This window comes from Pseudoalteromonas sp. MMG005 (assembly GCF_018101015.1).
Lineage (GTDB): Bacteria > Pseudomonadota > Gammaproteobacteria > Enterobacterales > Alteromonadaceae > Pseudoalteromonas > Pseudoalteromonas aurantia.
In genome coordinates, this window is record NZ_JAGJEK010000005.1 from 160,342 (window position 1) to 186,496 (window position 26,155).

Sequence of the window (26,155 nt, forward strand, 5' to 3'; positions counted from 1 at the left end):
CGATGGAAAATTCAGAAATTGCCGCTTTTTTAGCTGAGTTAGATGAACAAGGTATATTTGTTTACTTGCAAGAAGACCGCTTAAAGCTGCGGACGCAACTTACCACTGTGCCGGCAGAACAGCTTGCGCGTATCAAAGCATGTAAGCAAGCGTTGATCGCTTACATGCAACAGCATCATCAAAAGCAGGGGCCGTTATCAAGCGCTCAGTATCGGATTTGGTTTATTGACCAATATGAGCCGTTATCAGCGACGTACAACATGTGCGGGTTACTACATTTTTCAACATCAGTGTTAACGGCGGATGTAGAGCAAGCGCTAAACACTTTACTAACACGTCACCAAGTTTTAAAAAGTAACTTTGTTACAGTCGATGGTAATGTCGTACAACGAATTAATGAAAAGGCACAACTTCATTTAGACACAATCGAAGTCGGTGTTAATGCAAATAAAGCGGATATTATCGCGCTGCTTGATGATGAACTGCAGCATTGTTTTGATTTAGAAAATGAACTGTTATTTCGAGCGACCTTGATAACGCAGCAGAACCGAGGGCAGTGGCTGTATATTGCGATGCACCATGTTGTTGCAGATGGCTGGTCGGTTCAAATATTAGTACAGCAACTGGTTGATATATTGGCGGAATGCCCGGATGATCTTGGCTCGTTGCAGCAGCCACAATTACAGTATTTAGACTACGTTCATTGGGAAAAGCAGTTTAAGCAAACACCGGTATACCTTAATCAGCTTGAATATTGGCAAACCTCGTTAAAAGACATTGAGTTGTTTGAATTACCAACCAGCTATCCGAGAAAAAGTCAAAAAACATATCACGGTGCGACTCATCATTTTGACATATCCAAAGCAACGATAGCGCCGTTTACGCACTACTGTCAGCAACATAGCGTCACACAGTTTGTTGGGTTACTGAGTGTATTTTATGTGTTATTACATCGGTATAGTCAGAAAAATGATGTGACTGTGGGTGTACCAGTATTAAATCGAGACCAGCCAGAATTTGAAGCAATGGTTGGGTGTTTTGTTAATACGTTAGCACTGCGTCAAAAGCTCAGTGCAGAACAATCATTTCATACTTTGATAAGTACGACAAAGGCCACGGTGGCGCAGGGATTAGAAAATCAAAATGTTGCACTTGAGAGTATTATTGAAGCGCTTGGTTTAGCAAAATCATCGGCACACTCAGCCTTGTTTCAAATATTGTTCAACTATAACGGTATTACCATTGAATCACATCAAACGTCGGAGTTATCAGCGGATCTGACGCCTTTGGATAACAATACGGCGAAGTTTGATTTCACACTGAATATCACAGAGTCAGATACTGGGTTAGTTGGCAGTATTGATTACTGCACTGCATTATTTGACGCGCAGTTAATAGTGCGAATGAGTGATGATTTTATTGCGCTGACAACAGCATTGAGTTCTGCACCAGAGCAAGCAATCGGGAAGGTAGCCCTGCCTTCAATTTTACGTTCTGAGAATACATTTACAACAAGTAATAGCGTAGTACAAGACGATGTGGATTTATTATTACATAAGGTAATGGCGCATAGTGACCGTAACCCAAACAAAACGGCGTTAGTTGAATCGAGTGTTCATACAGAAAAACTAAGCCGTATTAGTTATGCACAGTTAAACAGCCTCAGCTTTAATTTTGCTCAACATATGACCGCCTTGTTAGAACAGCGCAGTACGTCACAATTAGCCCCAATCGGGTTACTTGTATCTCGTTCTGCTTATTCAGTACTGGCAATGTTTGGCATTATGCGTGCGGGCAGAGCATATTTGCCGATTGAGCGCGGTACACCGGTACGTCGTATCATGGAGATGCTAAGTCAGGCAAAAAGCCAATATCTGATCACGGTTGATAAGCAGAGCTTAGTAGAGGCCGACATGCAGCTATTAAATGAGCATGAAATCAGCATCCATCCATTAGAGGGCTTTATAAGTCCTTATATAGAAAAAGAATTCGCCCTTCCAAAAGTACAACATTGTGACTCAGCATATGTGGTATTTACATCTGGCACGACAGGTAAGCCCAAAGGCGTTGAAATATCTCATGGGGCACTCTCCCATTATGTTAATGGGGTCAGCGAGCGCATTCAATTTGATGAAAGTATACGTGCCGGTGTGATCACAGGGTTGGCGACTGACTTATGCCTTACAGGAATATATCCAGTGTTAGCCGGTATGGGCACCGTAGCGCTTGCCTGTCATGATATTGGTGCTGATCCAAGCTTAATTGTGGACGCATTATATCAACTAGACGTTAATTTATTAAAAATAACGCCGAGTATTGCCAGCGAATTACTGCCTGTCATGTCGCAGAATATCAAGCATATACCCGCTATTTCATATTGGGTGTTAGGTGGGGAACCATTAACGCCTCAACTTGTGAATACACTGCAGAGCGTGTACCCAACGTCTTCCATAATAAATCATTATGGGCCATCAGAAACATGCATCGGTGTGACGACATACCAGATTACGTCTAACGAGCAATGTACGAGTACTTTGTATCCAATTGGTCAGCCGCTTTCTCATGCTACGGCGTTAATTTTGGATGAGCTAAAACAGCCTACACCACCAGGTATGCCGGGAGAGTTATACATTGGAGGCAGGAGTTTATCAACGGGCTATATCAATGCACCTGAACAAACCGCAGACAGCTTTGTTGAGCATGAAAGTAATGGGGTAGCACAGTTGTTTTATCGCTCTGGCGATAAAGTGAAACTCACGCCACAAGGTGATATAGAGTATTTAGGCCGCATAGATAATCAACCAAAAATCAGTGGTTATCGAGTTGACCTGTTAGATATTGAAGCAAAAGCGACCGCGCTGCCGATAATAAGCAGCGCTGTAGTGGTGTGTCGAAAATTGGGTGAACTTGACACGCTAGTAGGGTATTGCACCTTATCAAATGAGAGCGTTGATTTAGATATCGCGAAAATGAAGCAAGACATTGTAAATGCTTTAAAGTTGCTATTACCAGAACCAATGATCCCCCGAATATGGGAAATTGAAACACAATTACCGTATTTGGCAAATGGGAAAATAGATCGCAAGCAATTACAAAATAAGCCAATTCAAGTTAGTAAACGTGCGTTTGTTGCTGCTCAAACAGATATTGAGCACACTTTAGTGGCGCTGTTTTCTCAATTGACAGGACATGAAAAAGTCAGTGTTACGGATGACTTTTTCGCTATTGGTGGGCACTCCCTGTTAGCGATGCGATTATTGAACTTGATACGTCAGCAGTTAGATGTGAATATCTCGCTTAAAGCGTTATTTGCATACTCAAGCGTTGCTGAGTTGGCAGCATATTTATGTCAAACGCCAGAAAAAAGTGGTTTACAAGGGATAGTTGCGCTTGAGCATCATGATTTAATAGGCGTTCATCCATTGTCGTTCTCACAACAAAGGCTGTGGTTCGTTGATCAAATGCAAGGTCACAGTGAACAGTACAATTTACAAGGTGTTTATACCTTAAAAGGTAACGTGAATATAGTGGCGTTACAACAGGCATTTCAGCGAGTTATTGCGCGTCATAAAATACTTCATTTTAATTATCAAAGCAGCGCGACAGCAGAAGCAACGCAGAGCTTAAATTCACAATTAGCGTTTACCTTGGCTGAAATTGATTTATGTGATTCCGACAGCCCATCACAGCAACAAGTGGCTCAGACGTTCATTGCGGATGATTACAGCACATCATTTGATTTGACGGATGATCTACTGTTACGTGCAACGTTACTTAAGTTCGATACTCAATGTTATCAACTTATTGTCACAATGCATCATATAGTATCAGATGGTTGGTCGATTTCCATTTTGTGTAAAGAGCTGTCAGAAAGTTATAACAATTTGGTTGTGGGTAATGAGCACTGTGCCCAAACGGCACTGCCGTATCATTATATCGATTATGTGTATTGGCAGCGCACACAAAAAGCTTCGAAGCAATGGCAAGATAGCTGTGAATATTGGCGTTCTCAGCTCGACGGTTTACCAACAGTGCATACGCTACCAACTGATCGTGCACGTTCAAATAATGTGATTAGCGGAGGTGGGCTATTTAAAGGTGCAATGCCAAAGGGTTTGACTAAGCAATTGCGACGCTTTAATAAAGCATCATCACAAACACTCTTTTTAACATTAAAAAGCGTGTTTACATTATGGTTTAGCCGTATTTCTGAGCAGTATGATATTGCAATTGGCACCCCTGTCGCGGGGCGTGAACTCGCCGAGTTTGAGCCTATTATTGGTAATTTCATTAATACTTTAGTGCTAAGAAGCCAGATGTCATCTGACACTGACCTAGCGCATATGCTGCGAATGACTAAAGTGACATTGAGCGATGCATTGGTACATCAACAATTACCATTTGAAGCACTTGTTGATACCTTGAATATTGAGCGGAGTTTATCAATACATCCATTAATGCAAGTGGTATTCAGAGCAAATAATGACGTGAATGAAACTTTACAACTTGATGGGTTGATAATTGAACAGGTTGAGAGTGGGGTACGTAGTGCGAAATTAGATCTTGAAGTATCGGTAATTGACAGTGGTGACGCTATCGATATTGAGTGGCTTTACGATACTGCACTATGGAATGAGTGTAGCATTAAGGCGTTTTTTGAGCAGTACTGCTATGTGTTACAGCAATGTCTTGACGACATTCACACCCCACTTTCAAAGTTACAACTATGGACTGACCAAGCACAATCACAGTTTATATATGACACTGAATCGCTCGATTTAACTGTGGCACAACAACCGACTTTTTCAGCGCATTTTTCAAGTATGGCACGACAGTATCCGCACTATGATGCGCTGTTATATGATGGACGAGCCTATTCTTATGAGAAGATAGAGCAGTGTGCCAATCAATTAGCACATTGTTTACTCGAAATGGCCTTTGAACCACAAAGCCGCATCGCCATCTTATTACCATCGGGCCCTGCAATGGTTGTGGCGATACTCGCAATTTTGAGAGCAGGCCATACTTATGTTCCCCTTCACAGTAACACGCCCAGCCAAACATTAAACTACATCGTTGATGACGCAGAGCTCCTGATGATTTTGGCATACAGTGATGATACCGACACATTGGTTAACAGTGGCAGTGACTTCTTATTGTTAGATGATATTTTTGATTTAGACTCAAATTTCTGTGGCTATGATACGGCAGCACCAAAGGGTGTTGAACGCGCTGGTGAGCCTTGTCATAAAGGCGAAGATATATGCTATATCATTTATACGTCAGGCTCTACTGGTAAGCCAAAAGGGGTCATGATCAGTCATGATAATCTAAGTGCATATTTACAGCATGCTGTGACTTGTTATAAACCGAAAGATGGGGTGATCTGGTCGTCGGTTGTGAGTACTCCATTGGCTTTTGACGCTACGGTAACCGCGTTATTTCCGCCTTTAATGCATGGTGGAACCGTTGAAATAATACCTGAAGGTGGAGAACAGTTGGTTAAGTTAACCGACGTTATATTCTCTAGTATGAATGCTAAGTTATTCAAACTAACCCCCGCGCATTTGAGGGCCATTGTTGGCCTATCGAAAGATAAAAGTAACACTTTAATGAACCACACATTGGTGGTTGGTGGTGAAGCGCTGGAAGTTGACTTATTGGCAGCTTTGCGCAAAAAACTGCCATATTGTCGTTGGGTCAATGAGTATGGTCCAACAGAAACCACAGTTGGTTCAACAACGTATACCATTGATGATACACAAACAACGCTCAGCAATGGTATTCAGGTGCCGCCGTATACTCAGTATGTAAATGAGGGGCATAAAGATGTGCCTATTGGTATACCAAATAGTAATGTCATAGTGCGAGTGGTTGATAGATTTAATCAATTGACTCCATTGAACATGCCGGGAGAATTGTTGATTGGTGGGCCTGTTGTTAGCCAAGGGTATGTGAATTTAGCTGGGCTTAATGATGAACGTTTTGTCACACTGACATTTATGCAAAGCAATGGCAAAAAAAGAACACAGCGCTTTTATCGAACCGGGGACATTGCATTTTGGCAATCGGATAAAAAAACAGAAACCAGTTATTTGCGATACAGTGGACGGATTGATGAACAAGTTAAGTTGCGCGGCTTTAGAATAGACGTCTGCGCCATTGAGCACACATTACGTGAATTAAATGAAGTATCGGATTGCGCGGTCACTGTCGATGTAGAACAAGCGGTGCTGCACGCCCATATTGTGATGTGCCAAGGTCATACTATGGTTTCTCGCCTTCTCAAGTCACAGTTAGCAAACACGTTACCTCATTATATGGTCCCGTCGTTATTTTTTGAGCACGATGGCATACCCGTTACAAAAAATGGCAAAGTAGACAAAACTGCGTTAACAGTAGGTATTGAGCAACGTGATTTAGAGCCTAAAGCGGTTGATAATGATAAAGACTTAACACCCCTACAAAGTTATTTATTAAACCTATTCCGTGAAACGTTGCTGTTGGAGCATATTGGTATAGAAGATAGCTTTTTTGATATAGGCGGTCACTCGCTCTTGGCTATTCGGCTGATTGGACAAATTCGCGAGCAAAAACATTTTGATATCACTTTACCTCAATTGTTTAAAACACCTTCTGTTGCAGCGTTAACGGACGCGTTGCAGAGTTGTCAAAAGATTACACACGCTCAAGAGATTGTAAAAGTGTCGAGACAGCAGGCATTGCCCTTGTCTTATGCACAGCAAAGACTGTGGTTGATTGACCAAGTGCAGCAAAGTAGTACGCAATACCATATGCCTGCGAGCTTTACATTTAATGGTAAGTTGAATCTAGAAGCGGTGTCGAGTGCATTACACGACTTAATTACGCGCCATGAAGTGCTACGCACCATAATTGTGAATCAAAATGGCAGTGATGCACCAGAGCAAAAGATTAACTCAACATTCTCAGTACCACTAAAATGTCTTGATTTAACCGCGCTCAGTCAGCAAGAACAAGACGAACAGTGGGCACATATTGCATTCGAAGCAAGTACAGCACCATTTGATTTAGCACATGATGTGATGCTGCGTGTGGTAGTGGCAAAAATGACTGAACAAACCAGCCTTGTGCACTTTAACATGCATCATATTGCCAGTGACGGTTGGTCTATGGCGATTTTAATACGAGAGTTTGTTGCCTATTATCGCACGCATACTGCTGAGCAAGAGTATCAATTACCACAAACTTTGGCTGAACCACTCTCAGTGCAGTATGCTGACTATGCATACTGGCAGCGCTTAGTGTGTAGCGAAAATGCATTGAACACATCGCTTGATTATTGGCGCTCACAATTACAAGGTGCACCACATGTGCATGAGTTGCCTTTGGACTTTACGCGCCCTCAAGAACAACAGCTTGTCGGGGCGAGCGTTATTCACCATTTAAATGCCGCGACAACGAAAGCCATACATCAGCAGTGTGCAGATCACGGTGTAACATTATATATGTGGCTTCATACGGTATTTTCAGTATTAGTTATGAAATACAGCCAATCTCAAGATGTACTAATTGGCTCGCCAGTTGCGGGGCGTGATCAGGCTCAAGTGAGTGATTTAATTGGTTTCTTCGTGAATACGCTTGTTATTCGAAGCCAGACCCAGTCCAAGCAATGCTTTACTGAACTTTTAGCTCAGCAAAAGCAGGTTATTGTTGATGCATTCAAACATCAACATGTGCCTTTTGAGCAGTTAGTCGAAGTGTTACAACCAGAGCGTAATTTGGCACATCAACCTTTGTTTCAAATTTTGTTTGCGCTACAAAATAATGAAGTCACTGATTTTACATTACCGCATTTACATATTGAACAACATTCAACGCACGCGGTACGAATGAAGTTTGATTTAGAGGTAAATGCGATTGAGCAAGGTGATGGTATTCATATTCAATGGAATTACAACACATCACTATTTAAAAAACAGCGGATTGAACAACTAATTCTCAGTTTTGAGGTGATGATTGCTGCTTTACTCACAGCACCATCTCAGCAAATTGGATCATTATCCGTAATGAGCACGGATACAAGACAGCGGTTACTGGCTGAAGAACTAAGTGGCCAAGAAGCAGTAGAAAATAACCTGCGATTAAGCCCAGAACCCCATACTCGCCATGTCATGTCTAGGTTGAATAAACATTGGCATAGCAAAACGGGCTCGAATGAAGGTCATTTGAACCAGTCTAGAGCATTGATAGATATTGATGGGCGTGTCATGAGTTACGCTGACCTGGTTAAAAAAACCGATCAGCTCGCAGGGTACTTGCAAAGTAAAGGGATCGGTAAAGCCAGCAAGATTGCAATTTGTTTACCGGCATCGAGTATGATGATTATCGCTATACTCGCAGTAGCCAAAATAGGTGGGGCCTATGTGCCCATAGATCCCAAGCAGCCAATATCAAGACGTCAGTATATATTAGACGATTCGGGCTCTGAACTATTAATAACTACGTCGCAGTTAGATATCGATTTTAATACGCTAACGCAATCGAGTGCCTCATGTCGCTTATTGTTAAATGAATATAATTGGCAGCAAGAGATGAGTGAACTTGCACCTGTCGCTTATGATATTGATGATCTGGCCTATATTATTTATACATCGGGTACGACGGGCATGCCGAAAGGGGTGCAGATAACGCATCGCAATTTATCGATGTATCTTGATCATGTGTTGGATACCTACTTAGATGGCGATCAATCTATTAGTGTGGTGAGTACGCCATTGGCTTTCGATGCGACGGTGACGTCAATTTGGGGGCCATTATTGACGGGAATGTGTTTAGATATACTCGTTGATGATACACAAATGCTGACCCAACTGTCGCAACGTTTGCAAAGCGAACACTCTGGATTTTTTAAAGTCACGCCCGCACATCTGCAAGGGATATTGGCTTTATTGCCTCAAAAAATCATCCCCACAGCCCATCAAGTGATTATTGGTGGTGAAAAATTACCATTACCTTTACTGCAATCACTCAGTAAGTATTTCCCTAACATTCAATGGGTGAACGAGTATGGGCCAACAGAAGCAACAGTCGGAACCAGTGTTTATCGTTGTAATGCGGCAAGTATAGCCGAGCTTGATCAACAGCAGTTGACGCAAGTGCCCATTGGAAACGCCATTGCAAACAGTCGACTCGTGGTGCTCGATACAGAGCAACAGTTGGCCCCAGTGGGCGCAATTGGTGAACTATACATTGCAGGAGACAATCTTGCTTTAGGCTATTTAAACCAACCAAGCCTAACAAATCAGTGCTTTAACATGTTGCCATTGGGGCCTGAGGGTACCGAACGGCGCTTTTACCGCACTGGGGATAAGGTTCGTTGGCATATAAATGAACAAATGCACCCTGAATACTTATTATTTTACGGCAGAGTAGATGAGCAAGTTAAACTGCGAGGCTATCGTATTGAATTAAACGAAATAGCTCACCAATTAATACGTCATGGTGATATCGATGAGGCGCAGGTACTGCTAAACCCTGAGACAGAACAACTTGAAGCCTTCATTATTTCACAGCAGTATGGGTTGCAATATCAATTTTCAGAGCAGCAACGCATTCAGCCCGTATCCAACAATGTCATAGGGGCTTTAAAAGAGCATTTAGCTGCGCTTTTACCTACCTATATGATCCCCCATAAATGGATGGTCGTAGAGCACATACCGTTAACCCACAATGGTAAAGTTGATTCTAAGCAGCTGTTGAATCTAAGTGCTTCAATTACTGTAGAAAGTAAGAATATTGCCGCAAATAATGATTTTGAGCGCGCGCTAATTGATATTTTTTCCAAGATATTAGCTGCTGATTCTATGGGAATAACAGATAACTTTTTTGCATTGGGAGGGCATTCATTATTAGCCACCCAGTGTATGGCAATGGTGAAAGAGACCTTAGATGTAGACATTCCCGTACGCGTTTTGTTTGAACGGCCAACCATAGAAGCACTTTCTAAGTGGTACAGCATTCAGAAAATGATGACTAACACAGCGCCAAATGATAATGAAAGCGATACTTCAGAAGAGATGTTTTTGTAATGAATGGACAGTTATTAGTAATTGAAGACCTTATTGCTGAAGCTTTAAGTGTGGGGGTTACTCTGTACGAAAAGCAAGGGAGCTTGGCATTTAAGCAAACGAATGGTTTTCCAGAAGCATTGAAGTTACGGGTGATAGCCAATAAAGCGCAGATCATTGCGTATTTTCAGCAACGAAAATCGTTAGAAGCCTCGTCAGATAATGCGCGGATCCCTGTCGTATCACGTTCGCAGCGATTACCTCTTACTTTTGCACAACAAGGGTTATGGTTTATTGAACAGCTACAAGGTAGTCGTCAATATTATATGCCCGCCGAGTTTGAATTGCAGGGAAAAATAGAGGTGCCATTACTACGTGAGTCTATCAAGCAGATAGTAGAGCGGCATGAAATATTACGGACCCGCTTCAGCTCAAAAGTAGAGCACAATGGCCAGCCGCACCATCTGGTTTCTACGTCATTTGATACGCCGTTTGAATGGATAAATGCGGCGGAGTTTCCTGTTGCACAGCGCCATCAAAAAATCATTGACTCTATTACTGAGCATCAATCACAGAAATTTGATTTAGAGAAGGATATATTACTGCGTGTCCTTTTAATCTCAGATGGTTCTCAGCATTATTTAGCCTTTAATATGCACCATATTGTGTCAGATGGTGCATCATTACAAATACTCGTTCAAGACTTGCAACGTACATATTGTAATTTACTATATCCCTCATCGAGTTCTGCGTTATCAACGCTTCCCATTCAGTATGTTGATTATGCTCATTGGCAAAAATCTATGCTATCTGAGCAGCGACTAGCTACGCATTTAACGCATTGGCAAACAACTTTAGCGGGGCTAGACCCCATTCAATCTTTACCGACAGATAAGCCAAGACCGGCAATACAGCAGCAGCAAGGTTTAGTGTATCGGCAACAGCTAACCATGCCGTTGTTATCTAAGATTCAGGCACATGCAGCGCAGCAATCGGTGACCCCTTTTATGTGGCTGTTAAGCAGTTTCATGTTGTTTATTGGACGCATTAATCAGAGTGAACAAGTTGTCGTGGGCACCCCGGTTAGAGGGCGGGAACACCCACAGTTACAAAACTTAATTGGCTTATTTGTAAACACCTTAGTTATTCGAGCTGATTTATCCAAAGAACAGTCATTTAACGATTGGCTGCAACAACAAAAAGACCATATATTGCAAGCTTTTGAGTATCGTGATACGCCATTTGATAAGGTCGTTGAAGGACTTAACTGTCCACGAGATTTAAGTCACCATCCATTGGTTCAGATTTTGTTTACTTTGGAGATGGATAACAGAGCCGATTTTCAATTACCAGAGCTTGATATTCAGGAATATCGCAGTGCTGAGCGCGCACACCAGGTAGCAGTTAAATGTGATATCGAACTCAATGCAACGGTTAATACACAAGGCTTGTTACTCACCTGGAAGTTTGATAAAGCACTGTATGAAATAGACACAATAATGCATTGGGCAACGTGCTTTGAAGTATTATTAGAGCACATTGTTGAAGGTCCACAGCGCAATTTTAAATGTTTGGAACTACTTAACCAGCAACAGCAAATTGACTTAGCCGTGCAGCAAAGTGGTGTACTGGCGCAGTGGGATAAAGCAGCAAGCTTAGTGCATATTTTTGAACAAAAAGCGGCGCAATTTTCCCACAAAATAGCAATCAAGCATGGTGAAAATGAACTGACATATCAGCAACTAAATGACCAAGCGAATCAACTCGCGTGGGTATTACGTGCAAAAGGGGTGCGTGCGCAAGATATGTTACCCGTGAGTATTACTCGACGTGCTGAGTTGGTGGTGACTCTGCTGGCAGTGCTTAAAGTTGGTGCTGCCTATGTGCCGATTGACCCCGACTATCCGGTGCAAAGGATCAATTACATTCTTGATGATGTTGGCAGCAAATGGGTACTCTGTGATGCGGCAAGTTTAGAGCTGTTTAATCAGGATGAACGCAATTTAGTCGCTATTAATATTGACGATGCAGCACTGTACGCTGATATTGACCAACGTCATAATCTTGAATTAGCGATTGAATCCAGTGATTTGGCTTACATGATTTATACATCTGGCACGACAGGGCGACCCAAAGGTGTACAGATAGAGCACCGCCACGTTGTACGCTTATTATGTGTTGAACCGAATCAGTTTGATTTTAATGAACATGACGTATGGACACTCTTTCACTCATTCTGCTTTGATTTTTCAGTATGGGAAATGTATGGCGCACTCTTGTTTGGTGGCCAATTGGTTGTTGTCGAATCGCAGACAAGCAAAAATAGCCCTGCATTTGCACAATTACTGTTTGATGAAAAAGTCACGGTACTAAACCAAACCCCCAGCGCGTTTTATGCTTTGCAAATCCCCTTCATAGACGAGGCAAATAGTCGCCGTGAAGGTAGTCACTTACGATATGTTATTTTTGGTGGTGAAGCGTTACAACCGGTGAAATTGGTCCCATGGGCTACGCGTTTTACTAACTGTCAATTGATTAATATGTATGGCATTACCGAGACAACGGTGCACGTAACATTTAAGCGTTTGACGCAAGATGATGTAACAAATGGGGTGAGTAACATCGGTCGACCGATTGCAACAACCTCATGTTATGTGCTCGATAAACAGCAACAGTTATTACCCATGGGCGCGGTCGGTGAGTTATATGTGGGAGGCGCAGGTGTTTGTCGTGGCTATTGGCAAAGACCGGAGCTAAATGACTCGCGCTTCATTGCTGATCCATTTTCATCACAGGCCAGTCAAAAGTTATATAGAACTGGTGATTTAGTACGATATTTACCAACGGGTGAATTGACATACATTGATAGAGCGGATGACCAAGTTAAAGTGCGAGGCTACCGCATTGAGTTGGGCGAAATAGAAAACCAACTTCGAATGCACCCATGGCTTGCAAGTGTCGTGGTGCTACTGAACAAAGAGCAGGTAGATAACCCAAGGATCTCTGCATTTGTCGTGTTGAATGATGATGCTGAGTTTAATGCGCTTACCGAGCAAGTGCAGCAGTTTCTGCGGGCAACACTTCCTGATTTTATGCTGCCAAGTAATGTCATTGCGATGGCGACATTGCCACTAACATCCAATGGAAAAATAGATAAAAAAGCACTCATCGCACAGGATAAGTTTGAGACTTCGGCAGAACAATATGAGAGCCCAGAGTCGAGTACAGAAGAGGCGATTGCCAGTGCTTTCGAATCGATATTGGCAGTCGAAAAAGTAGGTCGAAATGGTCATTTTTTCGCTTTGGGTGGACATTCTTTGCTCGCGACTCAACTTGTTGCGCATTTGACCATACAAGCAAAACTATCTATTGCTCTGCGAGATTTGTTTCAGTTTCCTGTGGTGAAAGATCTCGCAGCAGTATTAGTAAAGCGTGCAAAAAGTGAATATGTTATTGACGTTTCGTGCCTTTCAATACCGTTAATATCACGTGATAAGCCATTAAGTTTGTCATTTGCACAGCAGCGTCTGTGGAGTATTGATAAAATACGCCAAGGTAGTTTGCAATATCATATGCCTTCAACATTTGTGCTATTTGGGGAGCTTAATGTCACACACTTCAAGCAAGCATGGCAGGCAATTATACAGCGCCATGAAGTACTGAGAACCACTTTTAAAGAAACGCCTGATGGTTTACCAATACAGGTCATACATGAACAGTTTGAATTGCCATTGCAGGTTATTGATGGTTGTGCGCTTAACAATGAACAGCAGCAACGTCGTTGGCTGAAGGTCATACGAGATGATCAACAACAAGCATTTAATTTAAATACAGATTTACCATTACGGCTGCGGTTATTTAAACGTCAGGACGATCAATATAAGTTATTGGTGAACCTACATCATATTGCGGGTGATGCACATTCTTTGGCCATTTTGATTGAGGAAATAGAGCAATTTTATGCTGCGTTTACAACTGGTTCACCGTTACCGGCTAAGTTACAAAAACCGTTAGCCATTCAGTATGCCGATTACGCACATTGGCAGCGGTTACAGTTACAGAATCTGCAATTGAGCGCCGCAAAACAGTTTTGGTTAACGCATTTACAAGATGCGCCGCCATTACACCACATACCGTTAGACAAATCGCGAACAACCAAGGCTCAGTTGCAAGGCGATAGTCATATTGAAATGTTGAGTCCATCACAAGTTTCACGATTGATGCACAGCTGTGCAGCGCTTGATGTTACACCTTTTGTGTGGTTACACACCGTGTATTCCTTATTGGTTGCTAAATATAGTGGCAGCGATGACGTTGTTATCGGGTCGCCATTTTCGGGCCGTTCACATTCACAATTAGATCCATTGATTGGGTTTTTTATTAATACACTGCCAATTCGTACACAACTGTTGGCTGGTATGACTTTCTCTGATTTAGTACGGTACCAGCAGCAAGTTATGCTCGATGTACACGAACATCAAGTAATGCCATTTGAACAAATCATTGATGGCTTAAAACTTGCCAGAGGGCTAAACCATCATAGTGTATTTCAGCTTACCTTTTCACTGAACCCAGAGGTGAATACGGTGCTGAAGTTACAAGGAATGAGAGTTGCGGCGACACAAGAACAAGCACCTCAGATAAAATTCGACATTGAGCTGGCGTGTACGCAGCTTAGCTCGGGAATGCGTTTAAATTGGGGTTATAACAACGCCTTATTTGAGTTACAAACGATTGTCACAATGGCAGGGGCGTTTACTGAACTCGTAGAACAATTATTAAATAACAGTACTCAGTTGATAGATGACATTCAATTGCACTGTACTCGCACGTTAAATGCAGAATCGAGTGGCACTGTGAATGGCCTCCATGCTTTACGCGGAAAACGTGATGTTGACGCATACGAGCGTAGCATTGTTGAACGTATTGTCGATATTGCCAGCGCAAGCTGCACAGCCGAAAATACGGCAATTATAGAGGCCGAGTCAGCTCAATCACTGAGTTACCGACATTTACATGAACAGTCTGAATTGTTAGCAAAAGATTTAATTAATAATGGGTTACAGAGTGAAGAGCCTGTTATTGTTAGCATGTTAAATGGGGCAGAGTTTGTCATTTCGTTATTAGCGGTTTTAAAAGCGGGTGGATGCTATGTTCCCGTAGATCCTAATTATCCAGATTCTCGCATCATTTATATTATCAATGATTGCGGGGCGAAGCGGATCATAACGACTAAACAGTTTAAAGCAAGGCTAGGTCAAAACGACACGACAGCCAATCAAGTGATATGTATTGATGAAGTGTTAACTCATATGAGCAATGTCACAAAATCGAATGCAGCAAGCCTCGCACGAATTAAGTTGCCAACGATATTGCCAGACCAATTAGCCTATATCATATACACCTCAGGTACGACAGGTCAGCCTAAAGGGGTCATGATCCCTCATAGCGGTTTAGCGAATCTCTGTCGTTGGCACAACCGCACATTTGATGTGGGCAGCAACAGTATTGCTACCCAAACCGCGAATATAGCCTTCGATGCGGCGACTTGGGAAATATGGCCATACCTGAGCGTGGGAGCATGTTCTATCGCGGTGGCACGCAATGCGCTTAATGATCCACAAGGGTTATCTAAGTTACTTAATGACTATGATGTAAGTCATAGCTTTTTGGCAACGCCTATTGCAGAAGTTATGCTATCAGACAGTCGCTTTAAACCGGCTCACTTACGGTATTTACTGGTTGGCGGAGACAAATTGAGCGCGTTGAGTACAGCGTCTTATCCGTTCAAGCTCATTAATAACTACGGTCCGACAGAGGCCTCTGTGGTGGCGACGTCGGGTGAAGTACAGCAATCGACAATGAACAGTGCAACCATACCAGATATAGGTTTGCCGATAGACAACTTTGAACTGCTTATACTTAATGAACGTCAGCACCGTGTTTTACAAGGCATGATTGGCGAGTTGTATATCACGGGAGATGGCCTAGCGCGCGGGTATTTAAATAGGCCTAAACTCACACAAGAAAAATTTGTTAATGTCTTTAATAGTGAAGGAGAACTAGTAAGAGCATACCGGACAGGCGACTTGGTACGACAGCGCAATAATGGTCGTATTGCCTATATAGGTAGAAATGATGCTCAAGTTAAGATCCGAGGCTATAGAATTGAGCTGGCTGAAATTGAACATCAGTTGCGCTCACTGCCTGATATAGCCGAAAGTGTAGTACTTGCGGTGCAGGTGCATGAAGGACCTAAACAACTAGTTGCGTTTGTTATAACGGCGCAAGGCGTTTCTCATACTCAAAATACACAGGCTTTTGAGCAACAGGCTTTGGCTTCATTACGTGCTCAATTGCCAGAATATATGGTGCCAAATAAGGTTTTGATATTGTCAGAGTTGCCATTAACACCACATGGCAAAGTGGACCATAAAGCACTCATCTCTCAACTAAATGCACACGACGCGACGATACACGAAACAGGTCATGAAGGTCCTGCTAAGACGGTATTCGAGCAACACGCTAATACGAATACACACCAGCACGGCAATAACTCATTGTCGGCGCGTTTACTCGAGATATATCGACAAGTTTTGAATAACGCACAGTTGCAAACAAGCGACGACTTTTTTGCCGCAGGCGGTGATTCAATCATTAGCATACAAATTGCCAGCAGAGCGAGAGCACTGCAAATCACAGTGTCAGTCGCAGATATATTTAACTTCAACACTGTGGCATTGTTGGCAGCGCATTTAGCACACTCAAATACGTTAGAAGTGTTTGTCAAAGAAGCCCCGCCATTTGTTGGGGAATTACCATTACTCCCTATTCAACGTTGGTTTTTTGAACAACAGTTTACGCACAGCCACCATTGGAACCAAGCGTTATTGATAAGCATTGATAAAGTGTTTGAAGTTCAGCAAATACGCGCTGCGCTAGCGTCTGTAATGGCACACCATGATGGATTAAGGCTAGTGGTTAATCATCAGCAGGGCGCTTATCAATTGTCGGTGATTGGGGAGATTGATATTGTGTCGGTATGCAGTCAATTTGATGCGCACAAACATGGCGATAATTGGCAACAAGCGTTTGCATATACGCGGGATAACAACCAAAGCACATTCAGTTTTGATGGCCAGCCTTTGTTTAAAGTGTGCCACGTTATAACACCGGATAGTGAATCGCGTAATCGTTTACAAATTATAGCGCATCACTTATTGATTGATGGGGTGTCGTGGCGGGTTTTGCTGGAAGACATTAATCACGCCTTGATTGCTGTGCAGCATGAGAGGCCACTGCAGTTACCGCCGCGTACAGCAAATTTACACGCGATCAGTCTATTCTTTGAAGAACAAGGTCATAAAACAGAAGATTTGGCGTATTGGCAAGCATTGACTGAAGCCGCCAATTCAGCGCAGCTGTTAAGCTTTAGCAAACAAAAACCAGCGACCGACTCTGAACTTGACCGTTGTAAAGTCAGTATTCCCGAGACTGTGACTCGCTCCTTGCTGACAACGGCAAATCAACCATACAACACTGGGGTACAATCTTTGTTATTAGCTGCATTGCACTGGTGTGCAATGCGGCATTATCAAACGAAAGATTGGGTAGTGTTACTAGAAGGCCATGGACGAGAGTTATTAAATAATAGTCTTGATAGTACGCGCACTGTGGGGTGGTTAACTGCGATGTATCCACTGCGGTTATTTAGCAACACCAATAACTTGGCTGATGTGATCTGTAATGTGAAAGAGCAACTTGCATTTACTGCAGGAAGGGCCAGTCAGTTTGGGGCATTGCGGTATGCACACCCTGATGAAGCAATGCGCGAATCGTTAGAAATAAAGACTAAAAACCAGGTGTTTTTTAATTATTTAGGCCAGTTGGATACGGTATTTGACACTGCAGGTGTGATTGGTGATGCGACTGAGTCAGCGGGGGTACTGCATGCGCAGCAAAACCATGCTTATTACGGGTTACAGATCACAGCAGCCGTGGTTAACGAGCAATTATCGTTCACTTTTGAATATGACAAAACACGTATAACCGAGCAAACTGTCGCTAACTTAGTTGCATATTATCAGCAGAGCCTTATTGACGTGGCCAGCTATTGTAACGAGATAAACCAACAATTACACTCTGCAAGTTTAGGTACATGTGGTAACGACCTAATTAGACATAGATATACGCCGAGTGATTTTAGCTTGCTAGCTGATGTGTCTAATTTACATTTACAAGACATTATTGCCCAATTTCCGTCGCAACACATTGCTGATATTTACCCAATGAGTGCGTTACAACAAGGTATGTGGTTTCACAGTCAATACAGTGACAGTGCCCAGCAAAATCATGCTTATCTTGAACAATCAACTATGCTCCTTGAAGGGGAGTTTGACGTTGAAGCGTTTGTATATGCATGGGAGCAGGTCGTTGCGGCACACAGTATTTTGCGTACCGCTTTTGTAAGTAGTCCAATAGGGCCTGTGCAAGTTGTTATCAGTGACTGTGAATTGCCGTTACACGTTGAAATACCTTCGTTACAATCATGCAATGATGAGGCATATATAGAGCAAAGTGCCGCAGATGAGTATCAACAAGGAATCGATTTACGTGCAGCGCCATGTCTGCGCTTAAAAGTTGTATTGTTTGAGAGCAAGCGCATAGGATTTATTTGGACTTACCACCATCTGATTATGGATGGTTGGTCTCTACCCATATTGTTTTCTCAGTTACTGGCGCAATACACTGCGCGTGTAGCGGGTTTTACCTCGCCTAAAGTGCATGACAATTATAGAGATTATATTGACTATTTAGAGCAGAAGTCGTCATTGGACGAGCAGCAGTTCTGGCACACTTATTTGTATGAGGCCGATGAAACGACCTTATTGGCAAATAATATTGCGTTGATACAAAACCCAGTTGAATTAGCGTCTGAACGCGCGGTTGAAAAAAATAGCTCGGTCGTTGAGCATAGCATCACTTTACCTGTGCAGTTGTGCAGTACCATGCAGGTATTCTCACGCCAACATGGCTTGACTCTGAATCATTTACTGCAAGGTGCCTGGGCATACTGGATCAGTATGTGTTGCAATAAAGACTATGCATTGTTTGGTCAAACTGTGTCAGGACGACCCAGTGACTTGGCAAATATAGAGCAACGAATTGGCTTGTATATTAATACGCAACCCGTATTGCTCAATACGCAAGGTGACCAAACAATATTACATTATTTAGCTGCCGTTAAACACAGTGCTTTAGCGCTGTCAGATTATGCTCATTCACCTTTGACTCAGGTACAAGGGTGGAGTGCGATTGATAATGCCGCGATGATGTTTGACGCACTTTATGTATTTGAGAACTTTCCGGATGATCCACTGACAGACAGTGAACAAGCTCCTTTCAACGTCATCCGTAGCGCTCATAAAGACGAAACACATTACCCAATGACTTTGGTTATAGGGCAGGGTGAACAGTTGTCTTTAACCTTGTGTTATCAAGTTGGGTTATTCAACCAAGGTACCGCTGAACACTGTTTAGCAATGTTGTCACACTTGTTAAATGAATTTGTGCAATCACCAGAGCAAGCTCTAAAATCAATACCTTTAGACGGAATAGAGCACAGCGTCGCGCATAGTTCATCCGCTAGTGCATTATCAATCCCGACGTTTTCTTTTGACAGTGCAATAAAGACATTACCTAGTGAGCAAGATATAGAAAAAGAAAGTCGGCCAGTTCAAGACCTACCTGTAACACCGATGACGATTCAGCAATGTTTCTCAGAGGTTGCAACACGTTTTGGTGATTTGATTGCACTGGAAGATTGTTCCAAGAGTCGTTGTTCATTGGCTGAGCGAGTTAAAAATGCAACTCACTCAGGATATACAGTGACGTATAAGGCACTGGATAAGGCCGCTAATCAACTCGCAAATTATTTATCTACGAAACTGTTTGATAGCACTGGTAATCGTAATGCACAACCGATCATTGCGGTGTGCTTACCAGCCGGTACTGATTTAATTGTCGCCATTCTTGCGATACTCAAAATGGGAGCTGCGTATTTGCCGATTGCGCCAAATTTACCAGCGCAACGTAAGACGTTTATGCTCTTAGATGCCGGTGTAGATATGGTGCTGACCCAAAGTGCTATTGATGCGAGCGAGCTTACTTGCATAGCTAAAACATCGGTTATTGCACTGGATGCCATTGGGCCATTAGTAAGTAGTCAAGCACACGCGCATTCATTGGAGGAGTTTGCCCCTCAAGATATTTGCTATGTGATATATACGTCAGGCACGACCGGTGTACCAAAAGGGGTGATGGTTGAGCAGCAAAGTGTGCTTAATTACGTGACATTTTTACAGCACAGCTATGGCATAACCTCCTCAGATAACTACTTACAGTTTGCCAGTTGTAGCTTTGATGTATTTGCTGAAGAGGTGTTTTGTACCTTGCTCAGTGGGGCCACATTGGTGCTGGCAGAGCAGACCCAGCTATTAAACACTTCAGCATTGGCCAGTTTGGCACAACAAAGTAAATTGACCTTAATGAGCCTTCCTACAGCATATTGGCATCAATTGGCGGCATCGAATGTTTCGCTCAATAGTCAACTGAGGCTCATTACAATCGGTGGAGAGCAAATGCAGCTGAGTGCGTTAACGCAGTGGCAGAAGCAATATGGTACGCAAATCAAGTTGATTAATGCGTATGGCCCGACTGAAACAACAATTTCTGCCACACTGTGTGAGGTTACACACTTTAGCGGTACACACATACCAATTGGCCAGCCTATTTCGGGGTTGAATGTTCATATTTTAGATAAGTATCTGAGGCCAGTCCCCAGTTATGTTGCAGGTGAGTTATATATTAGCGGGTGTGCATTAGCGCGAGGCTATTTAAACGATGTTCAAAAAACCGCGAGTGTCTTTATCGAAGAGCCGAATACGGGGATTCGATTGTATAAAACTGGGGATAAGGTTCGGTGTCAGAATAACCAGGATATTTACTTTTTAGGCCGCTTAGATAGTCAGGTGAAAGTGCGAGGTTATCGTATCGAGCTGGGTGAAATTGAGCGTCACTTGCAACGTATAGAATCAGTCACAGCTGCGGCGGTGGTGGTACGACAAAGTCAAAATGCAGGCGAGCAGCTGGTGGCATTTATTGAAACGTGTGATGACGACATTTCTGTCGCGTATCTTCGTCAGCAATTGGCTGAGCAACTTCCTGAATATATGGTGCCGCAATTGTTTCAATGCGTTGCAGCGCTGCCTCATAACAATAATGGCAAAATAGACCGTCACCAGTTAGTTGTGATGAGTGGGCAACTTAATACGGCTAACACCGCAAAATGCGTCGCGCCTACCAATCCGATCCAAGCCTTACTCGTTGAACGATTTAGAGCATTACTGAGTCAAGCACAAGTGAGCATTGAGGACGACTTCTTTACATTGGGTGGTCATTCGCTATTAGCAATGCGTTTGGTGGGGGAGTTAAGCTACCAATTACAAGTTGATGTGCCCGTTGACATGTTGTTTCGACACAGCACGATTGTGGCTCTGGCGAGAGAGATTGAACAACTTCAGCTTAGTCATAAACCGAAACAACTCAGTACGGTGTTGTGTTTACAAAAAGGTGAGCAAGGTTACACACCAGTTGTACTTGTGGCTGGAGCTGGTGGCTTATTAATGGCCTTTTCTTCATTAGTACAGCAACTAGATGACCGCATTCCCATTTATGGCTTACAGCCAGATGAAATTGCTGAGCAACCAGATGTTGTTGGGTCGCTTGCACACACAGCGGCACATTATTTGAGTGCACTAGCAGATGCAGATATTCACGCAGACGTTCATTTTGTGGGGCATTCATTTGGTAGTTTCATTATTTATGAAATGGCCAAACAGCTGCAGGAAGTATCTCAGCAGCCTACGTCATTGCTCATTTTAGATACGCCTTTGCCAACGCGACCTATTGAGCCTGTAAGTGAGCATCAAGCCACTGAATTTGTATTTCAAAATATAGATGAATTTTTCCAGCTGGGCTTTTCCAATGCAGATAAAACAGACTATTTATCGTTAGATGAATGCCCAAGAACGCAATGGTTGTCAAAGCGTTTGGCCAGTGCGGGTTATCACTTTACGCCATTGCAGTTAGCCCGTTTTCAAGGGGTATTTAAAGCGCAATTAAGGGCACATGTATCTATAGACACACTGCTGACGGAGACGCTTATCAGTGTCATAAAAGCGACAGGTACGAATGAATTTGAAAATAAGGCTGTTCCGAAAGATATGGGATGGTATGCGGTGAGCCATAACCTGACAGCATACGAAGCTGCAGGGGATCACTTATCGATATTGCAACAGCCTAACAATACGGTATTGATTGAACAAATACAGAGTAAATATGTGCTCAATCAGTAAATGTAAACTATAAGTTGTATCTTAAAAATCGACCTCGAAAAAGGAAGGGAATTAAATGGATCAGTTACTCTCAATAGACATGGATTTAGACTCCGTTAATACAGATCGACGGGTCCATGATCTATCTGCAGAAAAGCTCAGTGGTTTGGCGTGGGTAAAATCACATGTGAGTGAAATTAATCAATGGGTAAACAATGACGGCTTTGCTTTGTTACGTGGCTTAAACATCGTCAGTACCAATCAATTTAGCACCATATTAGAGACTATCTTTGGTGAACCTTTGAGCCAGTATATCTATCGTTCTTCGCCTCGTACGGCGTTGAGAAACAATATTTATACGACGACGGAATATCATGCCGATCAGGTTATTCTGCAGCACAATGAAAATGCGTATTCAAATAGCTGGCCTATGCGAATGGGGTTCTTTTGTGTCATACCTGCGCGCAGTGGTGGTAACACCCCGTTAGCCGACAGCCGCGAAGTCTATAAACACATCCCGTCTCACATTAGAGAAAAGTTTGAGCAACTCGGTGTGATGTACGTACGTAATTATGGCGACATTGATTTGCCATGGCAGGAAGTGTTTCAAACTAATAGCAAAGTAGAAGTGCAAGAGTATTGTCGAAAAAACCACATCGAATTTGAATGGAAAAGCGATGATCATTTGCAAACGCGTCAGCACAGACCTGCAGCGGCTGTGCATCCTGTAACAGGTGAAAAGGTGTGGTTTAACCAAGCGCATTTATTTCACCATTCAAGTATAGATGGCCCTGAGTCAGCTGCTATGCGTAATAGCATTGGCATAGACCGCTTACCACGGAATGCCTTTTATGGCGATGGCAGTGACATTGACCCAAAAGATATTGCACAAATCAATGATGTGTACCGTCAATTGACGTTCTCATATCAGTGGCAGCGAAACGATATTTTACTGTTGGATAATATGTTGTACACCCATGGACGAGAGGCGTATCAAGGTACACGAAAAGTACTAGTTGGTATGGCTTAACCAGAGAAAATGACACCAAGACGAGTCACTGTTTTTTGACATATGCATAAATAGAAAGAGTGCGGAAAAACAGTGTAGGGCTTTGTTAGTGGCAATTTTGCTGGCAAAGACACTTAGCAATTTTTGAGGATATGAACAATGAAATGGCTTATGTATTCAAAAACGAAGATATTAATTTTGTGCTTTTTAAGCTTAATCTTAGCATCTTGTTTGCAAAAAAAGAGCGTGGCAAAAAATACCGAGATTACTGCCAGCCAATTAGAAATGATTGAAACAACGGTAAGAGATTACTGCGATAAAATGGTGTTTTTCGGCACTATTTATATTACATCAGAAGAGAGTACCGTATATGAAGCCAATTGTGGGCCTCAGAATATTCAATATGACGTAGCTAACACCAAGGAGTCGAAATATCGTATTGGCTCGAATACCAAAGCGTTTGCATCGACGGTGCTATTAAGAATGTTAGAAGGCAAAGATTTACGAGAAGAAAAAGTCGGTGATTATTTACCATGGTTCCCGAAAAATCAGTGTGCAGATGTATCTTTGCATGACTTACTGATCATGTCTTCTGGGATTGATAACTATAGCAATAACGAGCAAGTTTATGACAATTATGGTTGGCGTCCTTATTTATATGATCAAACTCTTAATCTAAATGGCCCGGAAGACTTTAGTAACCGTTTCTGTACGTGTACTGAGCAAGACAACAAACCGTCATTTACACCTGGCTCAAAATACGAATACAGCAACTGTAACTATTATTTAGTGGGTAATATTATCGAGCAACTAGCAGCAGGTAGCCAAGGTGATATTAGCCGACAGTTTTGGTTTAGAAATATTGTCAAAGAGCAAATTTTAGATCCAGTTAATATGACTGAAAGTGGTGCGTTCAGTGCTATTGGTATTTACCAAAATATGACTACGGGCTATATCTCAAATCAAAATCAATATCTACCTCTTGCAAATGGTCGCCCCCCTTTGACGGGTGGCCCTGCACCTTATGAAAATATTTTAGTGAATCCGTATAGTAACCCATTGGTACTGTACTCTGCAGGAGATATGTACTCGACAGTGGAAGACATGCACAAATGGGATCAGGCGCTTTACACAGATAATATATTAAATGAAGCGCAAAAGTTGGCGGCGTTTGCTCCGTATTCAAATACGGGGAGCACCAAAGAGTGTGAGTACTACGGTTATGGTTGGTTTGTCACTTACATCGACCCGAACCAATATGGGAAAGTCGCTGATTGCCCTGCAGATCCGACTGAAGCAAATCTCAGAAAATATGAGAAATTTATACAGTACTCAGGTAGTTATCCCTATTCATGGGTGACCAGCTTTAATCGTTTAATTGAACGAGATCAGTCGGTGATGGTATTTAGTAACTATGTGAAAACAGGGACTGAATCAGATTGTATTGCGGGCGAGATCAGAAATATTATTTTCTACAGTGATAAACATCGTACTGAAGCGTGCCAAACCGTATTAAATGACGCATAGCCAACAGAGAATGGTTTATACATATTAAAGAGAAATTGGGTGACTGAAATACGTTGGAACCAAGCCTGTACAAGGAATGGTTGATGTCCAATCTGGATTTTGGAAATTCATACAAGTTTACTTTTTTGTTTATCAATAAAGAGAAAAGTGAAAAGGGCAGGTTACTGATTAGAGTGTGATCTCAAACCGGTAACTTGGTGGGTTCAACAACTGTTTTAATCTAATTCATAGAGGAAATAATATGACAGCGGCAAAAACAGCGAAGGAAGAAAAGGCGAGTACAGCGGCGCCAGAACAAGATGCGAATCTCGTTGAGGTAGAAAACCGAGCTGCCGTAGCGCAGTTAATCGTTGATAAATATAGTAAATGGTCGTTTGGTAGCGGGCTAATCCCAATCCCTGCGGTCGATTTGGTTGCGTTAACAGGCATTCAAATCAAAATGATCGGCGAAATTGCCGAAGTTTATGGTCAATCTTATAGTGACAATAAACTTCGCGGTACGATTAGTGCAGTGATTGGTGGTTCGTTTCCACAGTCATTAGGTGGTGCAGGGCTAAGCAGTTTCCTTAAAGCAATACCGGTTATTGGTACTTTAAGTTCACTGGCATTTATGCCTGTTGTATCGGCTGCATCGTCACACGCAGTGGGCACGACGTTTATTCGACACTTTGAAACAGGCGGTACATTGATTGACCTTAATCTTAACAGTATTAAAGGTGATATCTCTGAGATTGCAGCAAAGTATCGAAAAAACAAAGATGATGTAGATGCTCAACCTAGCAAAGCTGCAGTTTAAGTAGAATGAGCTAAATCCTAAATAAACCAGCAGGTTTCTGTTGGTTTATTTATCAACATGGCAGGAATTTGAAATGATAGTTACATTGTATTTAGTACTATGTGTTTTGTCTGGATATTGGGGAAGGAATACCTTTGCAGGACCGGTTGGATTTTTTCTAATTTCGTTATTATTAACCCCATTTGTGAGTTTATTGATGTTACTGTTAGCACAGAAAAAAGGCACAGAGCAAAACGAAGAAGTATAAGCACGTGATATATGGAATATAAGTTCTAGCAAACTATATACTTAATATGGCCAAAGGTGATGCTGCTAGTTTCTTGCGGAAAATATAAAATGGAATGCGGAGTATGTGGTACTTTGGCTTTACTCTATTGCC

6 protein-coding genes are annotated in these 26,155 nt (G+C 42.4%); all 6 read left to right on the forward strand.

Features of this window, described 5'->3' with window-relative positions:
• Positions 1–2: 2 nt before the first annotated feature.
• The 6 genes from J8M01_RS05830 to J8M01_RS05855 all read left to right on the forward strand — a co-directional run bounded on the left by J8M01_RS05830 (position 3) and on the right by J8M01_RS05855 (position 26,023).
• Positions 3–10,070, forward strand: coding sequence for a non-ribosomal peptide synthetase (locus tag J8M01_RS05830; protein ID WP_211057332.1), 10,068 nt, complete (start codon positions 3–5; stop codon positions 10,068–10,070).
• On the forward strand, positions 10,070–22,465 hold the full coding sequence (locus J8M01_RS05835) for a non-ribosomal peptide synthetase (RefSeq protein WP_211057333.1): 12,396 nt from the start codon (positions 10,070–10,072) through the stop codon (positions 22,463–22,465). Before J8M01_RS05830 ends, J8M01_RS05835 begins: the two co-directional genes overlap by 1 nt.
• 55 nt (positions 22,466–22,520) lie before the next feature.
• Positions 22,521–23,474 (forward strand): TauD/TfdA family dioxygenase, encoded by a 954-nt coding sequence (locus J8M01_RS05840; protein WP_192507126.1) that lies wholly within the window; start codon positions 22,521–22,523, stop codon positions 23,472–23,474.
• 138 nt (positions 23,475–23,612) lie between these two features.
• Positions 23,613–24,980 (forward strand): serine hydrolase domain-containing protein, encoded by a 1,368-nt coding sequence (locus J8M01_RS05845; RefSeq protein ID WP_192507127.1) that lies wholly within the window; start codon positions 23,613–23,615, stop codon positions 24,978–24,980.
• A gap of 241 nt (positions 24,981–25,221) precedes the next feature.
• Positions 25,222–25,776 (forward strand): DUF697 domain-containing protein, encoded by a 555-nt coding sequence (locus J8M01_RS05850; RefSeq protein WP_192507128.1) that lies wholly within the window; start codon positions 25,222–25,224, stop codon positions 25,774–25,776.
• Positions 25,777–25,849: 73 nt separating this feature from the next.
• Positions 25,850–26,023 (forward strand): hypothetical protein, encoded by a 174-nt coding sequence (locus J8M01_RS05855; protein ID WP_192507129.1) that lies wholly within the window; start codon positions 25,850–25,852, stop codon positions 26,021–26,023.
• Positions 26,024–26,155: the final 132 nt, after the last annotated feature.

Bases quoted from the DNA above. Each gene is read 5' to 3' on its own strand.
- J8M01_RS05830 (WP_211057332.1), top strand. From the start codon at position 3: ATGGAAAATTCAGAAATTGCCGCTTTTTTAGCTGAGTTAGATGAACAA.
- J8M01_RS05835 (WP_211057333.1), top strand. From the start codon at position 10,070: ATGAATGGACAGTTATTAGTAATTGAAGACCTTATTGCTGAAGCTTTA.
- J8M01_RS05840 (WP_192507126.1), top strand. From the start codon at position 22,521: ATGGATCAGTTACTCTCAATAGACATGGATTTAGACTCCGTTAATACA.
- J8M01_RS05845 (WP_192507127.1), top strand. From the start codon at position 23,613: ATGAAATGGCTTATGTATTCAAAAACGAAGATATTAATTTTGTGCTTT.
- J8M01_RS05850 (WP_192507128.1), top strand. From the start codon at position 25,222: ATGACAGCGGCAAAAACAGCGAAGGAAGAAAAGGCGAGTACAGCGGCG.
- J8M01_RS05855 (WP_192507129.1), top strand. From the start codon at position 25,850: ATGATAGTTACATTGTATTTAGTACTATGTGTTTTGTCTGGATATTGG.